Raw genomic sequence first — 16,599 nt, 5'->3', positions numbered from 1 at the left:
GTGGGCACAACTGTACCGGGATCGGCGGGGGACCCGGCCGCCGGGCCGCGGGACTCCGCGACCCCGCGGCTGGGCGGGCCGGAGGGGCCGGTCAGACGCCCAGCTCCTTCTTGACGCGGTCGACGTGGCCGGTGGCCTTCACGTTGTAGAAGGCCTTGGCGACCTTGCCGTCGGGGCCGACGATCACCGTGGAGCGGATGACGCCCTGGACGAGGCGGCCGTAGTTCTTCTTCTCCCCGAAGGCGCCGTAGGCCCGCAGGGTCTCCTTGCCGGGGTCGCCGACGAGGGTGAAGGTCAGGCCCTCCTTGTCGCGGAACTTCGCCAGCTTGTCCGTGGTGTCGGGGGACACCCCGATGACGGTGAAGCCGGCGGCGTCGAAGTCGCGGAGGTTGTCGCGGAAGTCGCAGGCCTCGGTGGTGCAGCCGGGTGTCATGGCGGCGGGGTAGAAGTAGAGCACGACGCTCTTGCCGGTCCGGGCCAGGACCTCGCTGAGCGTCACGGACTCACCGTCGGCGTCCTCCAGGGTGAAGTCGGGGGCCTGGTCGCCGGGCTCCAGCCGGATGGGGTCGCTCACGTGGGATTCCTCTCTGTCGCCGGGCGCCGGTGCGGCCCCGGTCTGCCTCGCCGACAACACTAACGACCCTGTGGTGTCGGGGCCGGAGGAGTCCCGTGCTTCGGTTGCGATTCCGGTTCGGTTCATACGCTTTGGGATCGGGCGGCGGTTCGATCACCTATTGTTGACGCACTTCACGATTGGTCGGTTGGGAGTCTCGGCACCGATGCCTGCATTCACGCTCGACGAGGTCAGGGACCGCACGCTCAAGGAGCGCGATTCCTGGTGGACGGTGTACCTCGTGGACCCGATCGCGGTCCGCCTGGTGCGGCCGATCGCCAACCGTACCTCCGTCACCCCCAACCAGCTGACGGTGCTGGCGCTCTTCCTGGGCCTGGGCGCGGCGGTGTGCTTCGCCCTGGGCTACCGGGAGTTCCTGCTGCTGGGCGCGGTCCTGTACTACCTGTCGTTCCTGGTGGACTGCATGGACGGCAAGCTGGCCCGGCTGACCGGCACCGAGTCGGTGTTCGGCGCCTGGGTGGACTACGTGACCGACCGGTTCCGGGTGCTGGTGTGCGTGGTGGCCCTGATGGGCGGCCAGTACGTGGTGGCCGAGGAGGCCGACCCGGGCGCGGACCCGGTGTGGTTCGTGTGGCTGGCCCTGGCCGTGGTGTTCCTGGACATGCTGCGCTACCTCAACGCGCTCCAGGTGTACAAGGTGCGCCGCGAGATGCGCTCGCACCTGGCGGCGGCGCTGGAGCGGGCGCGGGCGACCCTGTCGATGCTGGGCCCGGACGAGGACGACACCTCCGCGGCGACCGGCGCGGGCGGGCGCACCATGAGCGACGGCGGCGAGCAGGCGGTGCTGCGGCACGGCATCTCGGTGCTGGAGGACATCCTGCGCACCCAGACCGAGCGGGAGAACCGCAACCGGCGCACGGCGGGCAAGCAGCCGGACCTGACCCTGCCCAAGGTGGACCTGCACCAGGAGTTCCGTACGCGCTTCCCCTGGTACCAGCGGTTCTGGTCGGCGCTCAACGCGCGCCGGGTGCGCACCCACCTGGTCGGCGGCATCGAGTTCCAGATGGCGGTGTTCGTGGTCGCCCCGGTGGTGGCCGCGCTGGCGGGCGCCCCGTCCGCTATCGGCTGGATCACCGCGGTGGCGGGTGTTTTGCTCCTCGCGTTCGAGATCGCCATCATCTATAAACTGTGGTTGTCCACGCGGGACTTCTTCCGCGTGGTCGACGGAATCGACGGCGCGCTGAGATTCTCCGGTCCGTCCGACGGCGCGGAGGACGAGGGCCGGGACACCGGCTCGGACACGGGATCTCACACGACTCTGCGCTAATGAGAGAGGCGGCCCAGATGGCGGCAGGCGATACCGAACCGCGCCGGACCCCGGCCGAGATCGAGGCCGAGATCAACCGCGAGCAGCGGCGACTCGCCGAGACCATCGACGAGTTGGTGGTCACGGCCAAGCCCGCGAACATCGCGCGGCGCCAGGTCGCGAAGGCCAAGGAGACGGGCGGCCGGATCCTGGACGAGGCACGGGCCCTGGTCGTCGGCGGCGGCGCGGTGCGGGTGGAGAGCCACCTGGTCGAGCCCGAGGAGGGCAGCATCCTCCTCAGGGGCGACGAGGAGGTCGTGACCACCTACCAGTCGCGCAGGCGGCTGCCCCCCGAGGCCGTGATCCTCGCGGTGGGCGTCGGCGCGGTGATCGCGGTCGGTGTGGTGGCCCTGATCGCGCGGCGCAGGCGCGCGTAGGTCCGGCGGACGCACGGACGAACGGAAAGGAGGGGCCCGCGCCCGTGGCGCGGGCCCCTCCGGCGTTTTCGCGGGCCCCTCTCACAGGAAGGTCCGGCCCTCGCCCCGGTAGGTGGGGACGGCGCGCACGTAGGCGCCGGTGTCGGAGTCGATGAGGTGCAGGGTGTCGAATCGCTCGCACAGCTCGCCGGCCTTGGTGTGGCGCATCCACACCCGGTCGCCGATCTCCAGCGTGTCGGCCGCGGCGCCCAGCAGCGGGGTCTGCACCTCGCCGGCCCCCTCGTTGGCGCTGTAGGACAGCCCGGCCGGCAGGTGGGGGACGGGCAGGCGCAGGGGGTCCGCGGGCCCGGAGGCGAGGTAGCCGCCGCCCAGCGCGGTCACCGCGCCGCGGGCGGGGCGGCGCACGACGGGCAGCGCGAACAGGGCGGCCGGTCGGCCCCGGAAGGCGCTGTAGTAGTCGAAGAGGTGCGGGTGGTACAGGCCGGACCCGGCGCCGAGCTCGGTGACGGCCTTCTCCCGGCCGGTGGTGTGCAGGCTGCCGGTGCCGCCGCCGTTGACGAAGCGGAGCGGGGCGACCTCGCGGACCGCGCGGACGATGGCGGCGCGGCGCTTGGCCAGTTCGACGGCGGAGCGGTGCTGGACGGCGCGCAGGACGCGGCCGAAGAGGGGGCGCCCGGGCGGGGCGTCGCCGACCCCGGCGATCTGCGCCTCGTAGGCCATGATCCCGTCCAGGTGCAGCTCGGGACGGCGCACCACGGCGCGGGCCAGGGCCGCGGCCTGCGCGGGGGTGCGCACGGGCGAGCGCAGGCTGCCGATGCGCACCCGCGGGCCGAGCGGCTGCCAGCTGGTGTCGATGTCCAGGCAGACCCGGACGGGGGGCGCGTCGGAGGGCCGGGTGCCGTCGCGCTCGGCGGCGGCCACGGCCCGGGAGACGAGGTCCAGGTGGGCGGTGTCGTCGACCATGAGGGTGACGGAGCCCAAGGCCGCGGGGTCGGCGGCCAGGCGGGCCAGGGCCCCGGTGTCGGCGGTGGGGTAGGCGACCAGGATGTCGCGGCCGAGGGGGCCGCCGGGGTCCCCCTGGGCGAGCCAGAGCGCCTCGGGCAGGGTGAAGGCCATGACACCCTCGTAGCCGGGCGTCTCCAGCACGGTGCGCATCAGCTCGCGGCAGCGCACCGACTTGCTGGCGACCCGGATGGGCCTGCCGTGCGCGCGGCCGGTGAGGGCGGCCGCGTTGGCGCGGAAGGCGGCCAGGTCGACCACGGCGAAGGGGGCCTGGAGTTCGCGCGTCGCGGCCTCGTACTTCTCACGCAGGCTTGTCATGCCTCCGAGAATGCCAGAACATGAATACTTTTCATATTCCCTGGGCGGAAATCGTGTGGTCCGCCGGAATCGCCCCGCCGTGCCCGGGGGCGCGTCCGAGCCGGCCGTGCCGGTCGCCACCGCTTCCGGACCGGGCCCCCGCGACGCCCCGTGGCGGATATCCTGGGACGTCACGGCCGTACGGCCGGTCCGACCCCAGAAACGGTTTTCTCTCCATGAGCGAGCGCGAGTACATCCTGACCCTGGCGTGCCCCGACAGCCGCGGCATCGTCGCGGCGGTGGCCAACCTGCTCTCCGACCACGGCTGCAACATCACCGAGAGCCAGCAGTACGGCGACCACTACACCGGCCGCTTCTTCCTGCGCATGCAGTTCGTGGCCGAGGCGGGCGGGCGGGGGGTCGTCGGCGAGGACGACCTGCGCGGCGCCTTCGCGGCGCTGGCCGGGGACTTCGGCGGCGCCGGCGGGACCTCCGTGGAGTGGACGCTCAGCCCGCGCGACGTGCGCCCCCGCATGATCGTGATGGTCTCCAAGTTCGGGCACTGCCTCAACGACCTGCTCTACCGCCACCGCAGCGGCCTGCTGGACATCGACATCGCCGCGGTGGTCTCCAACCACCCGGACCTGGAGTTCCTGGCCGACTCCTACGGGGTGGACTTCCACCACCTGCCGGTGACCCCGCAGACCAAGGGCGAGCAGGAGGCCCGGCTGCTGGAGCTGGTCGGCTCCTACGACGTCGACCTGGTGGTGCTGGCCCGGTACATGCAGGTGCTGTCCGAGAAGCTGTGCACCAAGATGTCGGGGCGGATCATCAACATCCACCACTCGTTCCTGCCGAGCTTCAAGGGCGCCCGGCCCTACCACCAGGCGCACGCGCGCGGTGTGAAGCTCATCGGCGCCACCGCCCACTACGTCACCGCCGACCTCGACGAGGGGCCGATCATCGAGCAGGAGGTGGCCCGGGTGGACCACACCGACAGCCCCGAGAAGCTCACCGAGATCGGCCGCGACCTGGAGTCGGTGGCGCTGGCCCGCGCCGTCAACTGGCACGCCCAGCGGCGGGTCCTCCTCAACGGGGACAAGACCGTCGTCTTCGGGTGAGACGGTCCGCGGCCGGTTTCGGACGTTCCAGGGGCGCCTTCGGGCGCCCCTTCGTTTTCTGCCCGTGACAGGGTTCCCGGGTGGTCTTTGGGGCAGGGATGGGGATGACGTTACCTGTTCTGTCGCACAAAACCTTACTCCGAGTGCCTTGTTGGCTACCCAGAGTGTGTATATGGTGTGATCTAGTTCGAAACCCGTTCGGTCCCCGGGGAAGACGGGGCGCGGGTTTCGGTCCGAAACCCCGGGACGGAACTCCCGGGCGAAGGGGCGTGAACACACATGGGCAAGCACTTCGACGACCTGGGCGGCAAGGCCAAGGAGGCCTACGGCAAGGCGGCCGGCGACCGGTCCAAGGAGGCCGAGGGCAAGGCCGACCAGGCCAAGGCGCGCGCCAAGGACACCGCCGACAAGGCCAAGGCCAAGGCGGAGGAGGCGGTCGAGAACGCCGGCGAGAAGATCAAGAACGTCTTCAAGCGCTGACGCCGCCCATACGACCGGAGCCCGAACGGGCTCGTCTGCACACTGCGTAGGGGGACCAGTGTCGGATACCAGGACCGAGGCCAGGGTGCCGGGCGCCCGCGAGGCGGACCGGCGGGGAGGGGCCGCGGAGGGCGGCCACACCCACATCGCGGACGGCGTGGTCGCCAAGATCGCGGGCATGGCCGCCCGTGAGATCGGCGGCGTGTACGCCATGGGCGGCGGCGCCGCCCGCGCCATGGGGGCCGTCAGGGACGCCGTCACCGGCGGCGGGGACAAGGGGTCGGTGGCCCGCGGCGTGTCCGTCGAGGTCGGGGAGCGGCAGACCGCCGTCGACATCGACGTCGTCGTCGAGTACGGCACCGCCATCCAGGAACTCGCCGCGGCCGTGCGCCGCAACGTCACCAACGCCATCGAGAAGATGACCGGTCTCGAGGTCACCGAGATCAACATCAGGGTGGACGACATCCACCTGCCCGATGACGACGACGGCGAGTCCGCGCGCGGCGACGGCGGCGGCGCGGACTCCTCACCCAGGGTCCAGTAGTGATGGGCGGCGTCGACGAGCCGGGGGAGATCGCCCGGCGGGTGGCCCGGGCGGCCCTGGGGTCCCCGGACGTGGTCGAACTGTCCGCGGGGTCGTTCGGGACGCTGTCCACACCCGTTCCGGGCGGCCGCGTCCGGGGGGTGGCGGTGCGTCCGGACACCGTCGAGGTCGGCGTCGTGGTCCACTTCGGGCGGCCGCTGCCCGAGATCGCGGGCGAGCTCCGCAGGGCGCTCGCCCCGGTCGCCGGCGGCCGCGCCGTCCACGTCAGCGTGGAGGACGTGGTCGCCGGGGCGGCGGGCACCCGGACCCGACCGCAAACGAGATGAGCGCTGGACATGAAGGGGGATGCCATGTGGCCCATAGTCGGACTGTCCTACGGGACGGTGCTGGGGTTGGCGGGCGCGTTCGGCGGGTTCGTGGCCTTCGCGCTCGTGCTGGTCCTGGGCCTGGCCGGATTCGTCGCGGGCCGGGCCATGGAGGGCGACGTCGACCTGAGCGAGATGTTCTCGCGGCGTTCGGCCTGACGGGCGCGGCCATGGTGGGAACACGCACACAGGACGTCCCCCGGCAGCGGGAGCACACCGCCGTCCGGGGGCGGCACGTCCGCGACGGGGAGCTGCGCGACCCCGGCGGGCGCACGGACATCGCGAACGGGGTCGTCGAGAAGACGGCCGCCCGCGCCGTGGACGAGGTGGCCGGGGCGGGGGCGGCGAGCCGGGGCCGGGCGGTGCGCGCCCGGGTGAGCGGGGACGTCGTCCTGCTGCGCCTGAGGATCCGCGTGGACTATCCCGAACCCGTGCGCCGGATCGCCGCGCTCGTCCGCTCCCGGGTCCGGGAGCGGGTGGAGCACGTCACCGGCAAGCAGGTCCACCACATCGACATCGAGATCGCCGAAACGGTGCGCTGACCGCGCCGTTCCACCGCTCCGCGACGGCGGGCCGGGAGGGGCACGCCCTTCCGGCCCGGTCGGGGACCGCCGTACTAGGAGTTGTGATGACCACCGTGGAAGAGGTGCTCGGCCGTCCCGACCAGGGGGTCGACCGGAAGGCCAGGAGAGTGGCCGTCCACACGTTCCGCCCCCGCCGGTCATGGCCCGCGGTGATCACCGGGTTCGTGATCCTCGTCGTCGCGGTCCTCGCCGCGGCCGAGGTGATCGCGGCGCTGGCGGGCAGCCCGCTGGGACTGTTCCCCGTCGGGACCGCGACGGAGTACGCGCAGGCCACCACGTGGTCGCAGCCGTCGGTGCAGATCGCGTCCGCGCTGCTGGCCCTGATCGGGCTCGTGCTGATCGTGGCCGCGCTCGCGCCGGGGCGCGGGCACTGGACGGCGCTGCGCACCGACGACCCGGCGCTGGTCGTCGGCATGACCCGCAGTGCCCTGCGCCGGGCGGTGGCCGCCGCCGCCCAGGACGTCAGCGGCGTCGACCAGGTGGGGGTGCACGTGCGCGGCAGCCGTATCCGGGTGCAGGTGCGCACCGGGATGCGCGAGGCGCCGGAGCTGCCGGCGGAGGTCACCGCCGCCGTGGAGCGGCGGCTGGAGGAGCTGGCGCCGCTGCGCAGCCTGCGGATCGCCACCCACGTCCGTTACGCGGAGGGGTGACCATGGCACGGAACAGGGCACGCAGGTCGGCCCGGGGCAACCGGCAGGGACTGCTGCTGGTGGGGATCGTGCTGCTGGCGGCCGGCGCCGCGGCGTTCGCGGCCGGACGCGGGGTGTTCGGCGCGGACGTGGCCGGGGGCGCCCTGCTCAACGACACGGTCCGGGGCCTCCTGGCCGCCGGCTGGATGCCGTACGCGGTGGTGGCGGTGGCGTTCGTCGCCGCGTTCCTGGCGCTGCGGTGGCTGCTGGTGCAGGGGTTCGACGACACCGTCGGCCGCCTGGTGCTGGAACGCGGCGCCGAGGGCCGGGTGGAGCTGCCCGAGAGCGTCGCGCGCAGCGCGCTGGAGCAGGAGGTCGCCGACTACCCGGGCGTGCGCCGGGCGCGGGCCCGCCTCACCGAGTCGGCCGAGGCGCCCCACCTGCGGCTGGCGCTGACCCTGGACGACGACGCCGACGTCGCCGGCGTGTGGCGGCGGGTGCGCTCCGAGGCGCTGGCCGACCTGCGCCGCTCCCTGGAGCTGGAGAGCATCCCGGCGGTGGTCCGCATGTCCATGACCGCCCCGGCCAAGAACCCCCGACGCAGCCTCGCCTGACCGCGGTGGGCCGGCCCCGCCCCCGCCGGGGGCGGGGCCGGCCCGTGCCGTGGCGGGACCGCGTCGGCCCGCGGTGTCAGAGGGAGTCGGCGCGCCGGTGGCGGACCAGGCCGTCCCGCAGGACGGTGCGGATGGTGCGCGCGGGGTCGGCGAGCACCGAGATGTCGGCCAGCGGATCGCCGTCGACCACGATGAGGTCGGCGCGGGCGCCCTCGCGCAGTGTGCCGACCTCTCCCTCCAGGCCGAGCAGGCGGGCGGCGTTCACGGTGGCCGCGCGCAGGACGTCCGCGGCGGGCTGCACCGTGCCGCGGATGGCGAACTCCTCGCTCTGCCGGTCCTGCATGCCCCCGAGCAGGTCGCTGCCGAAGACCAGGTTCACCCCCGCCTCGTGGGCCGCGCGCAGGGCGTCCAGCCCCCGGGCCAGCACCGTGTCGACCTTCGCCCGGCTCTCGGGGGGCAGCCCCTCCTGCTCGCCCCGCCGGGCGAGCTCCCGGTAGGTGACGAGGGTGGGCACCAGGAAGGCGTCGTGCTCCAGGAACAGCTCGATGCTGCTCTCGTCGATGAGGTTGCCGTGCTCGATGCAGCGCACGCCCAGGCGCAGGCCGCGGTTGACCGCGCGGGCGGTGTAGGCGTGGCCCGTGACGTAGCGGTTGGCCGCCTCGGCCTCCTCCACCACGGCGCGGATCTCGTCCTCGGAGGACTGGGTGGAGTCGATGCGGTCGGTGGGCGAGGCGACGCCGCCGGAGAGCATGATCTTGAGGTGGTGGGCCCCGGTGCGCAGCTGCTCGCGGGCCGCGCGGCGGAACTCGGTGGGGCCGTCGCAGACGAGGCCCGCCCCGGGGCAGCAGGCGTGGGTGCCGTTGCCCTGGCGGCCGGGGCCCCGGAAGTCGCCGTGGCCGCCGGTCTGGGACAGCGCCTTGCCGCCGAACATCAGCCGGGGGCCGTCGACGAGCCCCTCGTCGACGGCCCGGGCCAGCCCCCAGTCGCCCCCGGCGACGTCGCGGACGGTCGTGAAGCCGCGGCGGAGCATGTCGTTGAGGGAGCGGGCCGCGTAGGCGGCGACGTAGGAGGGCGAGTGGTCCATGGCCGCGCCCAGGTCGGCGCTGAAGGCGGTCGGGTGGACGTGGGCGTCGATGAGCCCGGGCATGAGGGTGGCCCCTCCCAGGTCGACGACCTCGACCGCGTCGCCGACCTCGGGGGCCGGGTCGCCGCCGCTGCGCGCGATGCGGCCGTCCTCGACCAGGAGCCAGCCGGGGGTGCGGGTCCCGGCCCCGGGGTCGAGCAGGCCTGCGCCGGTGAAGAGGGTCGTCGGGCGGGACGGGCGTGTCATGGATACCTCCGGTGGAGCGGTCCGGCGTGTGACCCACGCCTTATATGCAATATATGTTGCATCCTTTGCGGTCCGGTGCCCGGGTGGTGGTATCGCTTGGGGGAGCGGCACGCCCGCCGGGGGGTCCGGCGGGCGGCCCGGACGGAGGTGCGATGGCGGACTGGATCGAGGCCGCGCTGGGGGGCGGCCGGCTCGGCCGGGCCGCCGAGCGCGTGGTCCGGGTGCTCCGGGACGAGCAGAAGTTCGCCTCCTACGCCAGTACGGCGGAGGTGGCCGAACGGGCCGGCGTGAACGTCGCGACCGTGGTGAGGGCCGCGCAGACGCTCGGGTTCTCCGGCTGGCCGGCGCTCCGGCTGGAGCTGCGCTCCCGCTACCTGGCCTCGCTCAGCGCGGGCGAGGTCCTGGCCGAGCACGCCGGGTCCGACGCGGACCCCGTGCAGGCCGCGTTCCGGGCGGACCGGGAGGGGCTGCGGGGCCTGGAGGCGACGATCGAGCCGGACCGGGTGCGCGCCCTGGCCGCGGCCATCCACGGCGCCCGCCGGACCGGGGTGGTGGGCTCGGGCACGTTCGCGGCCCCGGGACTGCAGCTCGCGCACGCCGCGGGGATCATGGGGTACGACGTGGTGCGCTTCGAGGTGGGCGGGACCGCGCTGGTCAGCGCACTGGCGCGGATGGGCCCGGAGGACCTGTTCCTGGCCTGCGACCTGTGGCGGCTGCCGACCGCGCTGCGCTCGGCGGCCCGGGTGGCGGCGGGGCGGTCCGTGCCGGTGGCGGTGATCACCGACCGCCGCGACTCCCCGCTGGCGCAGGGGGCCGCCCACGTGCTGCTGGTCCCCAGTGAGGGCGTGGGGATGTTCCCCTCGCTGACCCCGGCGATGTCGGTGATCCACGCGGTCCTGGCCGAGCTGGCCCGGATCGGGGGCGAGCGGGTGCTGCGCGCGGTGCGCGACACCGAGCGCCTGTGGGAGGAGACGGAGCTCTTCTGAGCGGCCGCGGGGCGGGCCACCTGCGGCGATGGGACACGGAACCACGTGATGTGATCAGGGTCACCTCGAATGCAATAAGTGTTGCATTTCATGGTCGGGGCTGTTTTCATGGCCCCTACCGCCGACCCCCCGCGGTCCCCCTCCCCACCCCGAACCCCGCAAGGTGATCCATGCAAACGACCCATCTCGTGATCCTCGCCGTGTACATCGCGGCCATGCTGGGGGTCGCCCTGTACTTCCTGCGTTCGGGCAGGCTCCGCGGCGGCGACGACTTCCTGTTCGCGGGGCGCAGCCTGCCGCGCCCGGTCATGATCGCCACCATGCTCGTCACCTGGGTCGGTTCCGGGACCATCATCGGCGGCGCCAACTTCGCCTACACCTACGGCCCGACCGCGGGGATGGTCTTCTTCGCCGGGACCCCGCTGGGGATCCTGGTCCTGCTCCTGGCCGCCCGCCGGATCCGCAGGGCCTCGCGGCACACCATTCCCGAACTGCTGGAGGCGCGCTTCGGCATCGGCGTCCGCACCGTCGCCGCGGCCGTCACCACCATCGCCTACCTGGGCCTGACCGCCTCCCAGTTCGTCGGCGGCGGCTACGTGGTCAGCCTGGTCACCCCGCTGAGCGCGTTCCAGGGGACGCTGCTCGTCGCGGTGGTCGTGACCGTGCTGACCATCACCGGCGGGCTCTTCTCCGTCGCCTACACCGACTTCTTCTCGGCCATCCTCATCGTGCTCGGCCTGATCGTGTCGGTGCCGCTGGTGCTCACCGCCGTCGGCGGGCCGGGCGCCTACTGGGACGGCCTCCCCGAGCAGGCCACCACCTTCAGCGGCGGGCTCACCGCCCTCCAGCTGCTCGGCTACTTCCTCCCGCTCTTCCTGCTGCTGCTCGCCGACCAGAACATGTACCAGCGGCTCGCCGCCGCCAAGGACGAGAAGGAGGCCCGCTCCTCGACGCTCGGCATGCTGGTGGGCAGCTTCTTCGTCTTCGTCCCGGTCGTGCTGCTCGCCACGGCGGCCGCGGTCCTGATGCCCGGCATCGACGGGGACATGGCGATCCTCAGCCTGGCCTCCGAGGGCTACCTGCCCGCCGTCCTGGGCGGCCTCATCCTGGCGGGCGCGGTCGCGTTCGTCATCACCACCGGCTCCTCGTACATGCTGTCGGGGGCCTCCAACGTGGCCTACGACCTGTACGCCCGGTTCGCGGGCGAGCGGGCGGGCGAGCGCCGCAAGCTCCTGGTCCAGCGCCTGTCGGTCCTGGGCGTCGCGGTCCTGGGCGTCGCCCTCGGCCTGTTCTTCCCGACCGTGCTGGAGCTGCAGATGTACTCCTACACGATCTACGGGGCGGCGATCACCCCGGTCGTCCTGTCGGTGCTGTTCTGGAAGCGGGCGACCACCGCCGGCGCCGTCGCCGCCCTGGTGGCGGGCACGGCCACCACCATCGGCTGGCAGGTCGCCGGGTCCCCGGGCGGGCTCAACGCCGTCATCGTGGCGCTGCCCGCGGCCCTGGTCGCGCTGGTCGCGGTCAGCCTCTGCACCCGGGCGGCCGAGCCCGCCGAACCGGCCCCGGCCGACGCCCCGGCCTGACGGCCCCGGCCGCGGCGGCCCGCGTCAGCACTCGATGACGTTGACGGCGAGGCCGCCGCGGCTGGTCTCCTTGTACTTGTCGTGCATGTCGCGGCCGGTGTCGCGCATGGTCTTGATGACCTTGTCCAGGGACACGAAGTGGCTGCCGTCGCCGCGCAGCGCGATGCGGGCCGCGCTGATGGCCTTGACCGACGCCAGCGCGTTGCGTTCGATGCAGGGGACCTGGACCAGGCCGCCGATCGGGTCGCAGGTCAGGCCCAGATTGTGCTCCATGGCGATCTCCGCGGCGTTCTCCACCTGGGCCGGGGTGCCGCCGAGGACCTCGGCCAGCCCCGCGGCGGCCATGGAGGAGGCCGAGCCGACCTCGCCCTGGCAGCCCACCTCGGCGCCGGAGATCGACGCGTTCTGCTTGAACAGGATGCCGATCGCGCCGGCCGTCAGCAGGAACCGGACCACGCCCTCCTCACCCGCGCCCGGGCTGAAGTGCGTGTAGTAGTGCAGCACCGCCGGGACGATCCCCGCCGCGCCGTTGGTCGGCGCGGTGACCACCCGGCCGCCCGCGGCGTTCTCCTCGTTGACCGCCAGCGCGTACAGGGTGATCCAGTCGCTGCCGCGCATCGGGTCGGGGTCGTCGGCGGTGGGGGCGAGCAGCCCCGCGTCGTCGCAGTTGCCGCCGAGCTGGCGGTACAGCCGGTGCGCCCGGCGCGGCACCCGCAGGCCGCCGGGCAGGGTGCCCTCGGTGGTCACCCCGCGGCGCACGCACTGGCGCATCACCGTCCAGACCTCCAGGAGCCCGGCGGTGATCTCGGCGTCGGTGCGGCCGAAGGCGCGTTCGTTGGCGCGCATGACCGCGCTGATCGACATGCCCGTCTCCGCGCACAGCGCCAGCAGCTCCTCGGCGCTGTCGAACGGGTGGGGCAGCACGGTGTCGTCGGCCTTGATGCGGTCGGCCCCCGCCGCCCGCTCGTCCACGACGAACCCGCCGCCCACGGAGTAGTACACCTTGGCGGCCAGCTCGGCGCCGGCGGAGTCCCGGGCGACGAACCGCATCCCGTTGGGGTGGTCGGGCAGGCTCTCCTTGCGGCGGAAGTCCACGTCCACGGCCGGGTCGAAGTCCACCGTCGGCCCGGCCGGGCCGCCCAGGGCCATCGAGCGCTCGGCGCGCACCCGCTCCACCAGGGCGGGCACGGAGTCCACGTCCACCCCCTCGGGGGTGTGGCCCAGCAGGCCGAGCACGACGGCCGTGTCGCTGCCGTGCCCCCTGCCGGTGAGGGCGAGCGACCCGTACAGCTCCGCGCGCACGTGCGCCACCTCGTCCAGCAGCCCGTTCTCCCGCAGCCGGGAGACGAACGTGCGAGCGGCCTTCATCGGCCCGACGGTGTGCGAACTAGACGGTCCGATACCGATCTTGAACAGGTCGAACACGCTGATGGCCAAAGGTCTGTCCTCCTCGTTGAGCACAGGGCCGTGCCTGCCGGACGAACGCCGTGCGGGGCCCGGCGGCCCCGCACGGCGGGGCCCTACAGGTTGGGGTAGAGCGGGTACTTCTCGGTCAGGGCCCGGACCCGGGCGCGCAGCGACTCGGCGTCGAACTCCGGCTTGAGGGCCTCGGCGATGACGTCGGCGACCTCGGTGAAGTCCTCGTCGCCGAACCCGCGCGTGGCCAGCGCGGGGGTGCCGATCCGCAGACCCGAGGTGACCATCGGCGGCCGCGGGTCGTTGGGCACCGCGTTGCGGTTGACCGTGATCCCGATGGCGTGCAGCCGGTCCTCGGCCTCCTGGCCGTTGAGCTCGGAGTCCACCAGGTCGACCAGCACCAGGTGCACGTCCGTCCCCCCGGAGGCCACCTTGACGCCGGCCTCGGCGGCGTCCGGCCGGGTCAGCCGCTCGGCGAGCAGTTTGGCCCCGGACACGGTGCGGCGCTGGCGGTCGGCGAACTCCTCGCCCGCCGCGACCTTGAGCGCCACGGCCTTGGCCGCGATCACGTGCTCCAGCGGACCGCCCTGCATGCCGGGGAACACCGCGGAGTTGATCTTCTTGGCCAGGTCGGCCTTGGTGAGGATCAGCCCGCCGCGCGGGCCGCCCAGGGTCTTGTGCGTGGTGGTGGTGACCACGTCGGCGAACGGCACCGGGTTGGGGTGCAGGCCCGCCGCGACCAGGCCGGCGAAGTGCGCCATGTCGACCATGAGCAGGGCGCCCACGGAGTCGGCGATCTCCCGGAACCGGGCGAAGTCCAGCTGCCGCGGGTAGGCGGACCAGCCCGCGACGATCATCTTGGGCTGGTGCTCCTTGGCCAGTGCGGCGACCTCGTCGTAGTCGACGGTGCCGTCCTCGTCGCGCACGTGGTACGCCACGGCGTTGAGGACCTTGCCGGAGTAGTTGATGCGCATCCCGTGGGTCAGGTGGCCGCCGTGGGCCAGGTCCAGACCGAGGATGGTGTCGCCCGGCTTGAGCAGGGCGAAGTACACGGCCGTGTTGGCCTGGGCGCCCGAGTGCGGCTGCACGTTGGCGTGCTCGGCGCCGAACAGGGCCTTGGCCCGGTCGATGGCGAGCTGCTCGACGACGTCGACGTGCTCGCACCCGCCGTAGTAGCGGCGGCCGGGGTAGCCCTCCGCGTACTTGTTGGTCAGGACGGTGCCCTGCGCCTCGATGACGGCCTGCGGGGCGAAGTTCTCCGAGGCGATCATTTCAAGGGTGTCGCGCTGGCGGCCCAGTTCGGCGTCGACGGCGGCCGCGACTTCCGGGTCGAGTTCGCTCAGGCTCTGGTTGAGCGTGTTGTCGGTGGCCATCGGGGGTCAGTCCTCGCCTTCGGTCAGCTTGGTGTACTCCTCCGCGGAGAGCAGCTCGCCCGGTTCCCCGGACAGGCGCACCTTGAACAGCCAGGCGCCGTAGGGGTCGGAGTTGATGGACTCCGGCTCGCCCTCGAGGTCGGGGTTGACCTCGACGACCTCGCCGTCGACGGGGGAGTAGATGTCGCTGACGGACTTGGTGGACTCCACCTCGCCGCAGGTCTCGCCCGCGCTCACGGCGGTCCCGGCCGCGGGGGGGTCGACGAAGACGATGTCGCCGAGGGACTCGGCGGCGAACGCCGTGATGCCGACCGTGGCGACCCCGTCCTCGATCGAGACCCACTCGTGTTCGGCGGTGTAACCCAGCTCCGTGGGAACGCTCACTTCAACTCTCCTTGGAGGTTCTCTTCATTCCTGCCGCGCCGCCGGGTGACGGCCGCCCGGCCCGGCCTACGTCCGGTCGCGCCCGCCCGTGCCGATCCCGGTCAGGGGTTCAGCCGCGCGGGGCGCGCGGGGTCCCTTTGGTGGGGGACCCACGTTCTCAGGCCTGCCGCTTGTAGAACGGCAGCTCGACCACGTCGACGTCCTCGCCGCGGCCGCGCACGTCCACGGTGAACGCGCCGGTCGCGGTGTCGAGTTCGCCGTCCACGTAGGCCATGGCGATGGGGCTGCCCAGGGTGGGGGAGGGGGCGCCGCTGGTGATGGTGCCGACGACCTCGCCGTCGCGCAGGACGTCCTGGCCGCGGCGCAGCGGACGGCGTCCGCGCGCGACGAGGCCGATGAGGCGGCGGGGGCGGGCGGTGCGGGCGGCCTCTTCCAGGGCGGCCCGGCCGACGAAGTCGCCCTCCTTGTCGAACTTGACCACGCGCCCCAGCCCGGCGTCGAAGGGGGTGAGGTCGGTACTCAGCTCCTGGCCGTACAGCGGCATGCCCGCCTCCAGGCGCAGGGTGTCGCGGGCCGACAGCCCGGCGGGGACCAGGCCCTTGTCGGCGCCGGCGGCCATGAGGGCCTCCCACACCCCGACGGCGCGGTCGGCGGGCCTGACGAAGATCTCGAAGCCGTCCTCGCCGGTGTAGCCGGTGCGCGCCAGCAGGACGGGCACCCCGGCGACGGTGTGCTCGTAGCCCGCGTAGTAGCGGATGGAGTCGAGGTCGGCGTCGGTGAGCGGGGCCAGGATCTCCACGGCCCGGGGGCCCTGGATCGCGATGAGCGAGTACTCGGCGGACTCGTCGGCCACCTCGACGTCGAATCCGGCGGCGCGCTCGGCCAGGGCGGCGGAGACGGCGTCGGCGTTGGCGGCGTTGGCCACCACGAGGTACTCCTCCTCGCCGAGCCGGTAGACGATGAGGTCGTCCAGGACGCCGCCGTCGGCGTCGGTGATCATCGTGTAGCGGGCCCTGCCCGGCTTGACCTGCGACAGGTGCCCGACCAGGGCGTGGTCGAGGGCGCGGCCGGCGTCCGGCCCGGTGAGGCGGATCTCGCCCATGTGGGAGAGGTCGAAGAGGCCCGCGGCCTCGCGTACGGCCCTGTGCTCGGCGGTCTCGCTGCCGTAGCGCAGAGGCATGAGCCACCCGGCGAAGTCGACGAGGGAGGCGCCGGCCTTCTCGTGGATCGCGCGCAGGGCGGTGGGCCGCGACGCGGACGCGGGCTCTGACATGGGTACTCCCGAGAGGATGGGCGTCGTATCGTGCATAGGCGTTGCCATCCTCCCCCTCTGTCATCGGTGCCTGAGAGCTTCGCCCCGCGCTCGGCGTGGCTTGCACCTTCGGCGAGGGACTCCCGGTCCCTGCTTTCCAGAGTGGTCTCGCCCGTACGGTCCACTGTGCCTGAGAGGTTGTTTCGGGGAGGGATTGCTCCTTCGGCGGCCCGCGCCGGCTGCGCGGGCACTCTCCCGTACGGGGTCAGCAACACGTTCAGCCTAGCAGCGGCCGTGGCCGCCCCCAAGGGCGGCACCGCCC

19 protein-coding genes and 1 riboswitch are annotated in these 16,599 nt (G+C 73.1%); of the genes, 12 read left to right on the top strand and 7 right to left on the bottom strand.

What is annotated here, in order from left to right; genetic code table 11:
- Positions 1 to 91: 91 nt before the first annotated feature.
- Positions 92 to 574 carry a thioredoxin-dependent thiol peroxidase gene (bcp, locus tag KGD84_RS25620; RefSeq protein ID WP_220562919.1) on the bottom strand — a complete coding sequence of 161 codons (483 nt, stop codon included), beginning with the start codon at positions 572 to 574 and terminating at the stop codon, positions 92 to 94.
- 205 nt (positions 575 to 779) lie between these two features.
- Between bcp and KGD84_RS25615 the strand changes: the two genes are divergently transcribed.
- Entirely contained in the window at positions 780 to 1,901 is a 1,122-nt protein-coding gene (locus KGD84_RS25615; RefSeq protein WP_220562918.1) for a CDP-alcohol phosphatidyltransferase family protein, read from the top strand.
- A 17-nt stretch (positions 1,902 to 1,918) separates the two neighbouring features.
- Positions 1,919 to 2,317: a DUF3618 domain-containing protein gene (locus KGD84_RS25610; protein WP_220562917.1), complete on the top strand. Its 399-nt coding sequence runs from the start codon at positions 1,919 to 1,921 to the stop codon at positions 2,315 to 2,317.
- Positions 2,318 to 2,398: 81 nt separating this feature from the next.
- On the opposite strand, the gene KGD84_RS25605 is transcribed toward KGD84_RS25610, so the two are convergent.
- Entirely contained in the window at positions 2,399 to 3,637 is a 1,239-nt protein-coding gene (locus KGD84_RS25605) for an alanine racemase (protein WP_220562916.1), read from the bottom strand.
- Between the two features lie 215 nt (positions 3,638 to 3,852).
- Here KGD84_RS25605 and purU point away from each other — a divergent pair, with 215 nt between their 5' ends.
- The 8 genes from purU (at position 3,853) to amaP (ending at position 7,953) form a co-directional block, all read left to right on the top strand.
- Positions 3,853 to 4,737, top strand: coding sequence for a formyltetrahydrofolate deformylase (purU, locus tag KGD84_RS25600; protein WP_220562915.1), 885 nt, complete (start codon positions 3,853 to 3,855; stop codon positions 4,735 to 4,737).
- 279 nt (positions 4,738 to 5,016) lie between these two features.
- Positions 5,017 to 5,217, top strand: coding sequence for a CsbD family protein (locus KGD84_RS25595; RefSeq protein WP_220562914.1), 201 nt, complete (start codon positions 5,017 to 5,019; stop codon positions 5,215 to 5,217).
- A gap of 58 nt (positions 5,218 to 5,275) precedes the next feature.
- Entirely contained in the window at positions 5,276 to 5,761 is a 486-nt protein-coding gene (locus tag KGD84_RS25590) for an Asp23/Gls24 family envelope stress response protein (RefSeq protein ID WP_220562913.1), read from the top strand.
- Positions 5,762 to 5,763: 2 nt separating this feature from the next.
- Complete coding sequence (locus KGD84_RS25585) at positions 5,764 to 6,087, top strand: hypothetical protein (RefSeq protein ID WP_220562912.1); 324 nt, start codon at positions 5,764 to 5,766, stop codon at positions 6,085 to 6,087.
- 24 nt (positions 6,088 to 6,111) lie between these two features.
- The gene (locus KGD84_RS25580; RefSeq protein WP_220562911.1) at positions 6,112 to 6,285 is read left to right on the top strand and encodes a hypothetical protein; all 174 of its coding nucleotides are present in this window, start codon (positions 6,112 to 6,114) and stop codon (positions 6,283 to 6,285) included.
- An 11-nt stretch (positions 6,286 to 6,296) separates the two neighbouring features.
- Positions 6,297 to 6,668 carry an Asp23/Gls24 family envelope stress response protein gene (locus KGD84_RS25575; protein ID WP_220562910.1) on the top strand — a complete coding sequence of 124 codons (372 nt, stop codon included), beginning with the start codon at positions 6,297 to 6,299 and terminating at the stop codon, positions 6,666 to 6,668.
- Between the two features lie 86 nt (positions 6,669 to 6,754).
- Positions 6,755 to 7,360, top strand: a complete 606-nt coding sequence (locus KGD84_RS25570; RefSeq protein ID WP_220562909.1) for a DUF6286 domain-containing protein — start codon at positions 6,755 to 6,757, stop codon at positions 7,358 to 7,360.
- A 2-nt stretch (positions 7,361 to 7,362) separates the two neighbouring features.
- Positions 7,363 to 7,953, top strand: coding sequence for an alkaline shock response membrane anchor protein AmaP (gene amaP, locus KGD84_RS25565; RefSeq protein ID WP_220562908.1), 591 nt, complete (start codon positions 7,363 to 7,365; stop codon positions 7,951 to 7,953).
- 76 nt (positions 7,954 to 8,029) lie between these two features.
- Here amaP and KGD84_RS25560 read toward each other — a convergent pair whose 3' ends face one another.
- Complete coding sequence (locus KGD84_RS25560) at positions 8,030 to 9,283, bottom strand: metal-dependent hydrolase family protein (RefSeq protein ID WP_220562907.1); 1,254 nt, start codon at positions 9,281 to 9,283, stop codon at positions 8,030 to 8,032.
- Positions 9,284 to 9,435: 152 nt separating this feature from the next.
- Between KGD84_RS25560 and KGD84_RS25555 the strand changes: the two genes are divergently transcribed.
- Positions 9,436 to 10,269 carry a MurR/RpiR family transcriptional regulator gene (locus tag KGD84_RS25555; RefSeq protein WP_220562906.1) on the top strand — a complete coding sequence of 278 codons (834 nt, stop codon included), beginning with the start codon at positions 9,436 to 9,438 and terminating at the stop codon, positions 10,267 to 10,269.
- Between the two features lie 170 nt (positions 10,270 to 10,439).
- Positions 10,440 to 11,852, top strand: coding sequence for a sodium:solute symporter family protein (locus KGD84_RS25550; protein WP_220562905.1), 1,413 nt, complete (start codon positions 10,440 to 10,442; stop codon positions 11,850 to 11,852).
- 24 nt (positions 11,853 to 11,876) lie between these two features.
- On the opposite strand, the gene KGD84_RS25545 is transcribed toward KGD84_RS25550, so the two are convergent.
- From KGD84_RS25545 to gcvT, 4 genes are all read right to left on the bottom strand, one after another.
- Positions 11,877 to 13,289, bottom strand: coding sequence for an L-serine ammonia-lyase (locus KGD84_RS25545; protein WP_220562904.1), 1,413 nt, complete (start codon positions 13,287 to 13,289; stop codon positions 11,877 to 11,879).
- Between the two features lie 83 nt (positions 13,290 to 13,372).
- Positions 13,373 to 14,641, bottom strand: a complete 1,269-nt coding sequence (locus KGD84_RS25540; RefSeq protein ID WP_220562903.1) for a serine hydroxymethyltransferase — start codon at positions 14,639 to 14,641, stop codon at positions 13,373 to 13,375.
- A 6-nt stretch (positions 14,642 to 14,647) separates the two neighbouring features.
- Positions 14,648 to 15,025 (bottom strand): glycine cleavage system protein GcvH, encoded by a 378-nt coding sequence (gene gcvH, locus KGD84_RS25535; RefSeq protein ID WP_220562902.1) that lies wholly within the window; start codon positions 15,023 to 15,025, stop codon positions 14,648 to 14,650.
- A gap of 157 nt (positions 15,026 to 15,182) precedes the next feature.
- On the bottom strand, positions 15,183 to 16,298 hold the full coding sequence (gene gcvT, locus KGD84_RS25530) for a glycine cleavage system aminomethyltransferase GcvT (RefSeq protein ID WP_220562901.1): 1,116 nt from the start codon (positions 16,296 to 16,298) through the stop codon (positions 15,183 to 15,185).
- Positions 16,299 to 16,444: 146 nt separating this feature from the next.
- Positions 16,445 to 16,545: riboswitch (glycine riboswitch) on the bottom strand.
- Between the last annotated feature and the right edge of the window lie 54 nt (positions 16,546 to 16,599).

It is taken from the genome of Nocardiopsis changdeensis, assembly GCF_018316655.1.
Classification (GTDB): domain Bacteria; phylum Actinomycetota; class Actinomycetes; order Streptosporangiales; family Streptosporangiaceae; genus Nocardiopsis; species Nocardiopsis changdeensis.
Note: the sequence above shows the minus strand (reverse complement) of the source record. Positions and strands in the feature narration are given on the sequence as shown.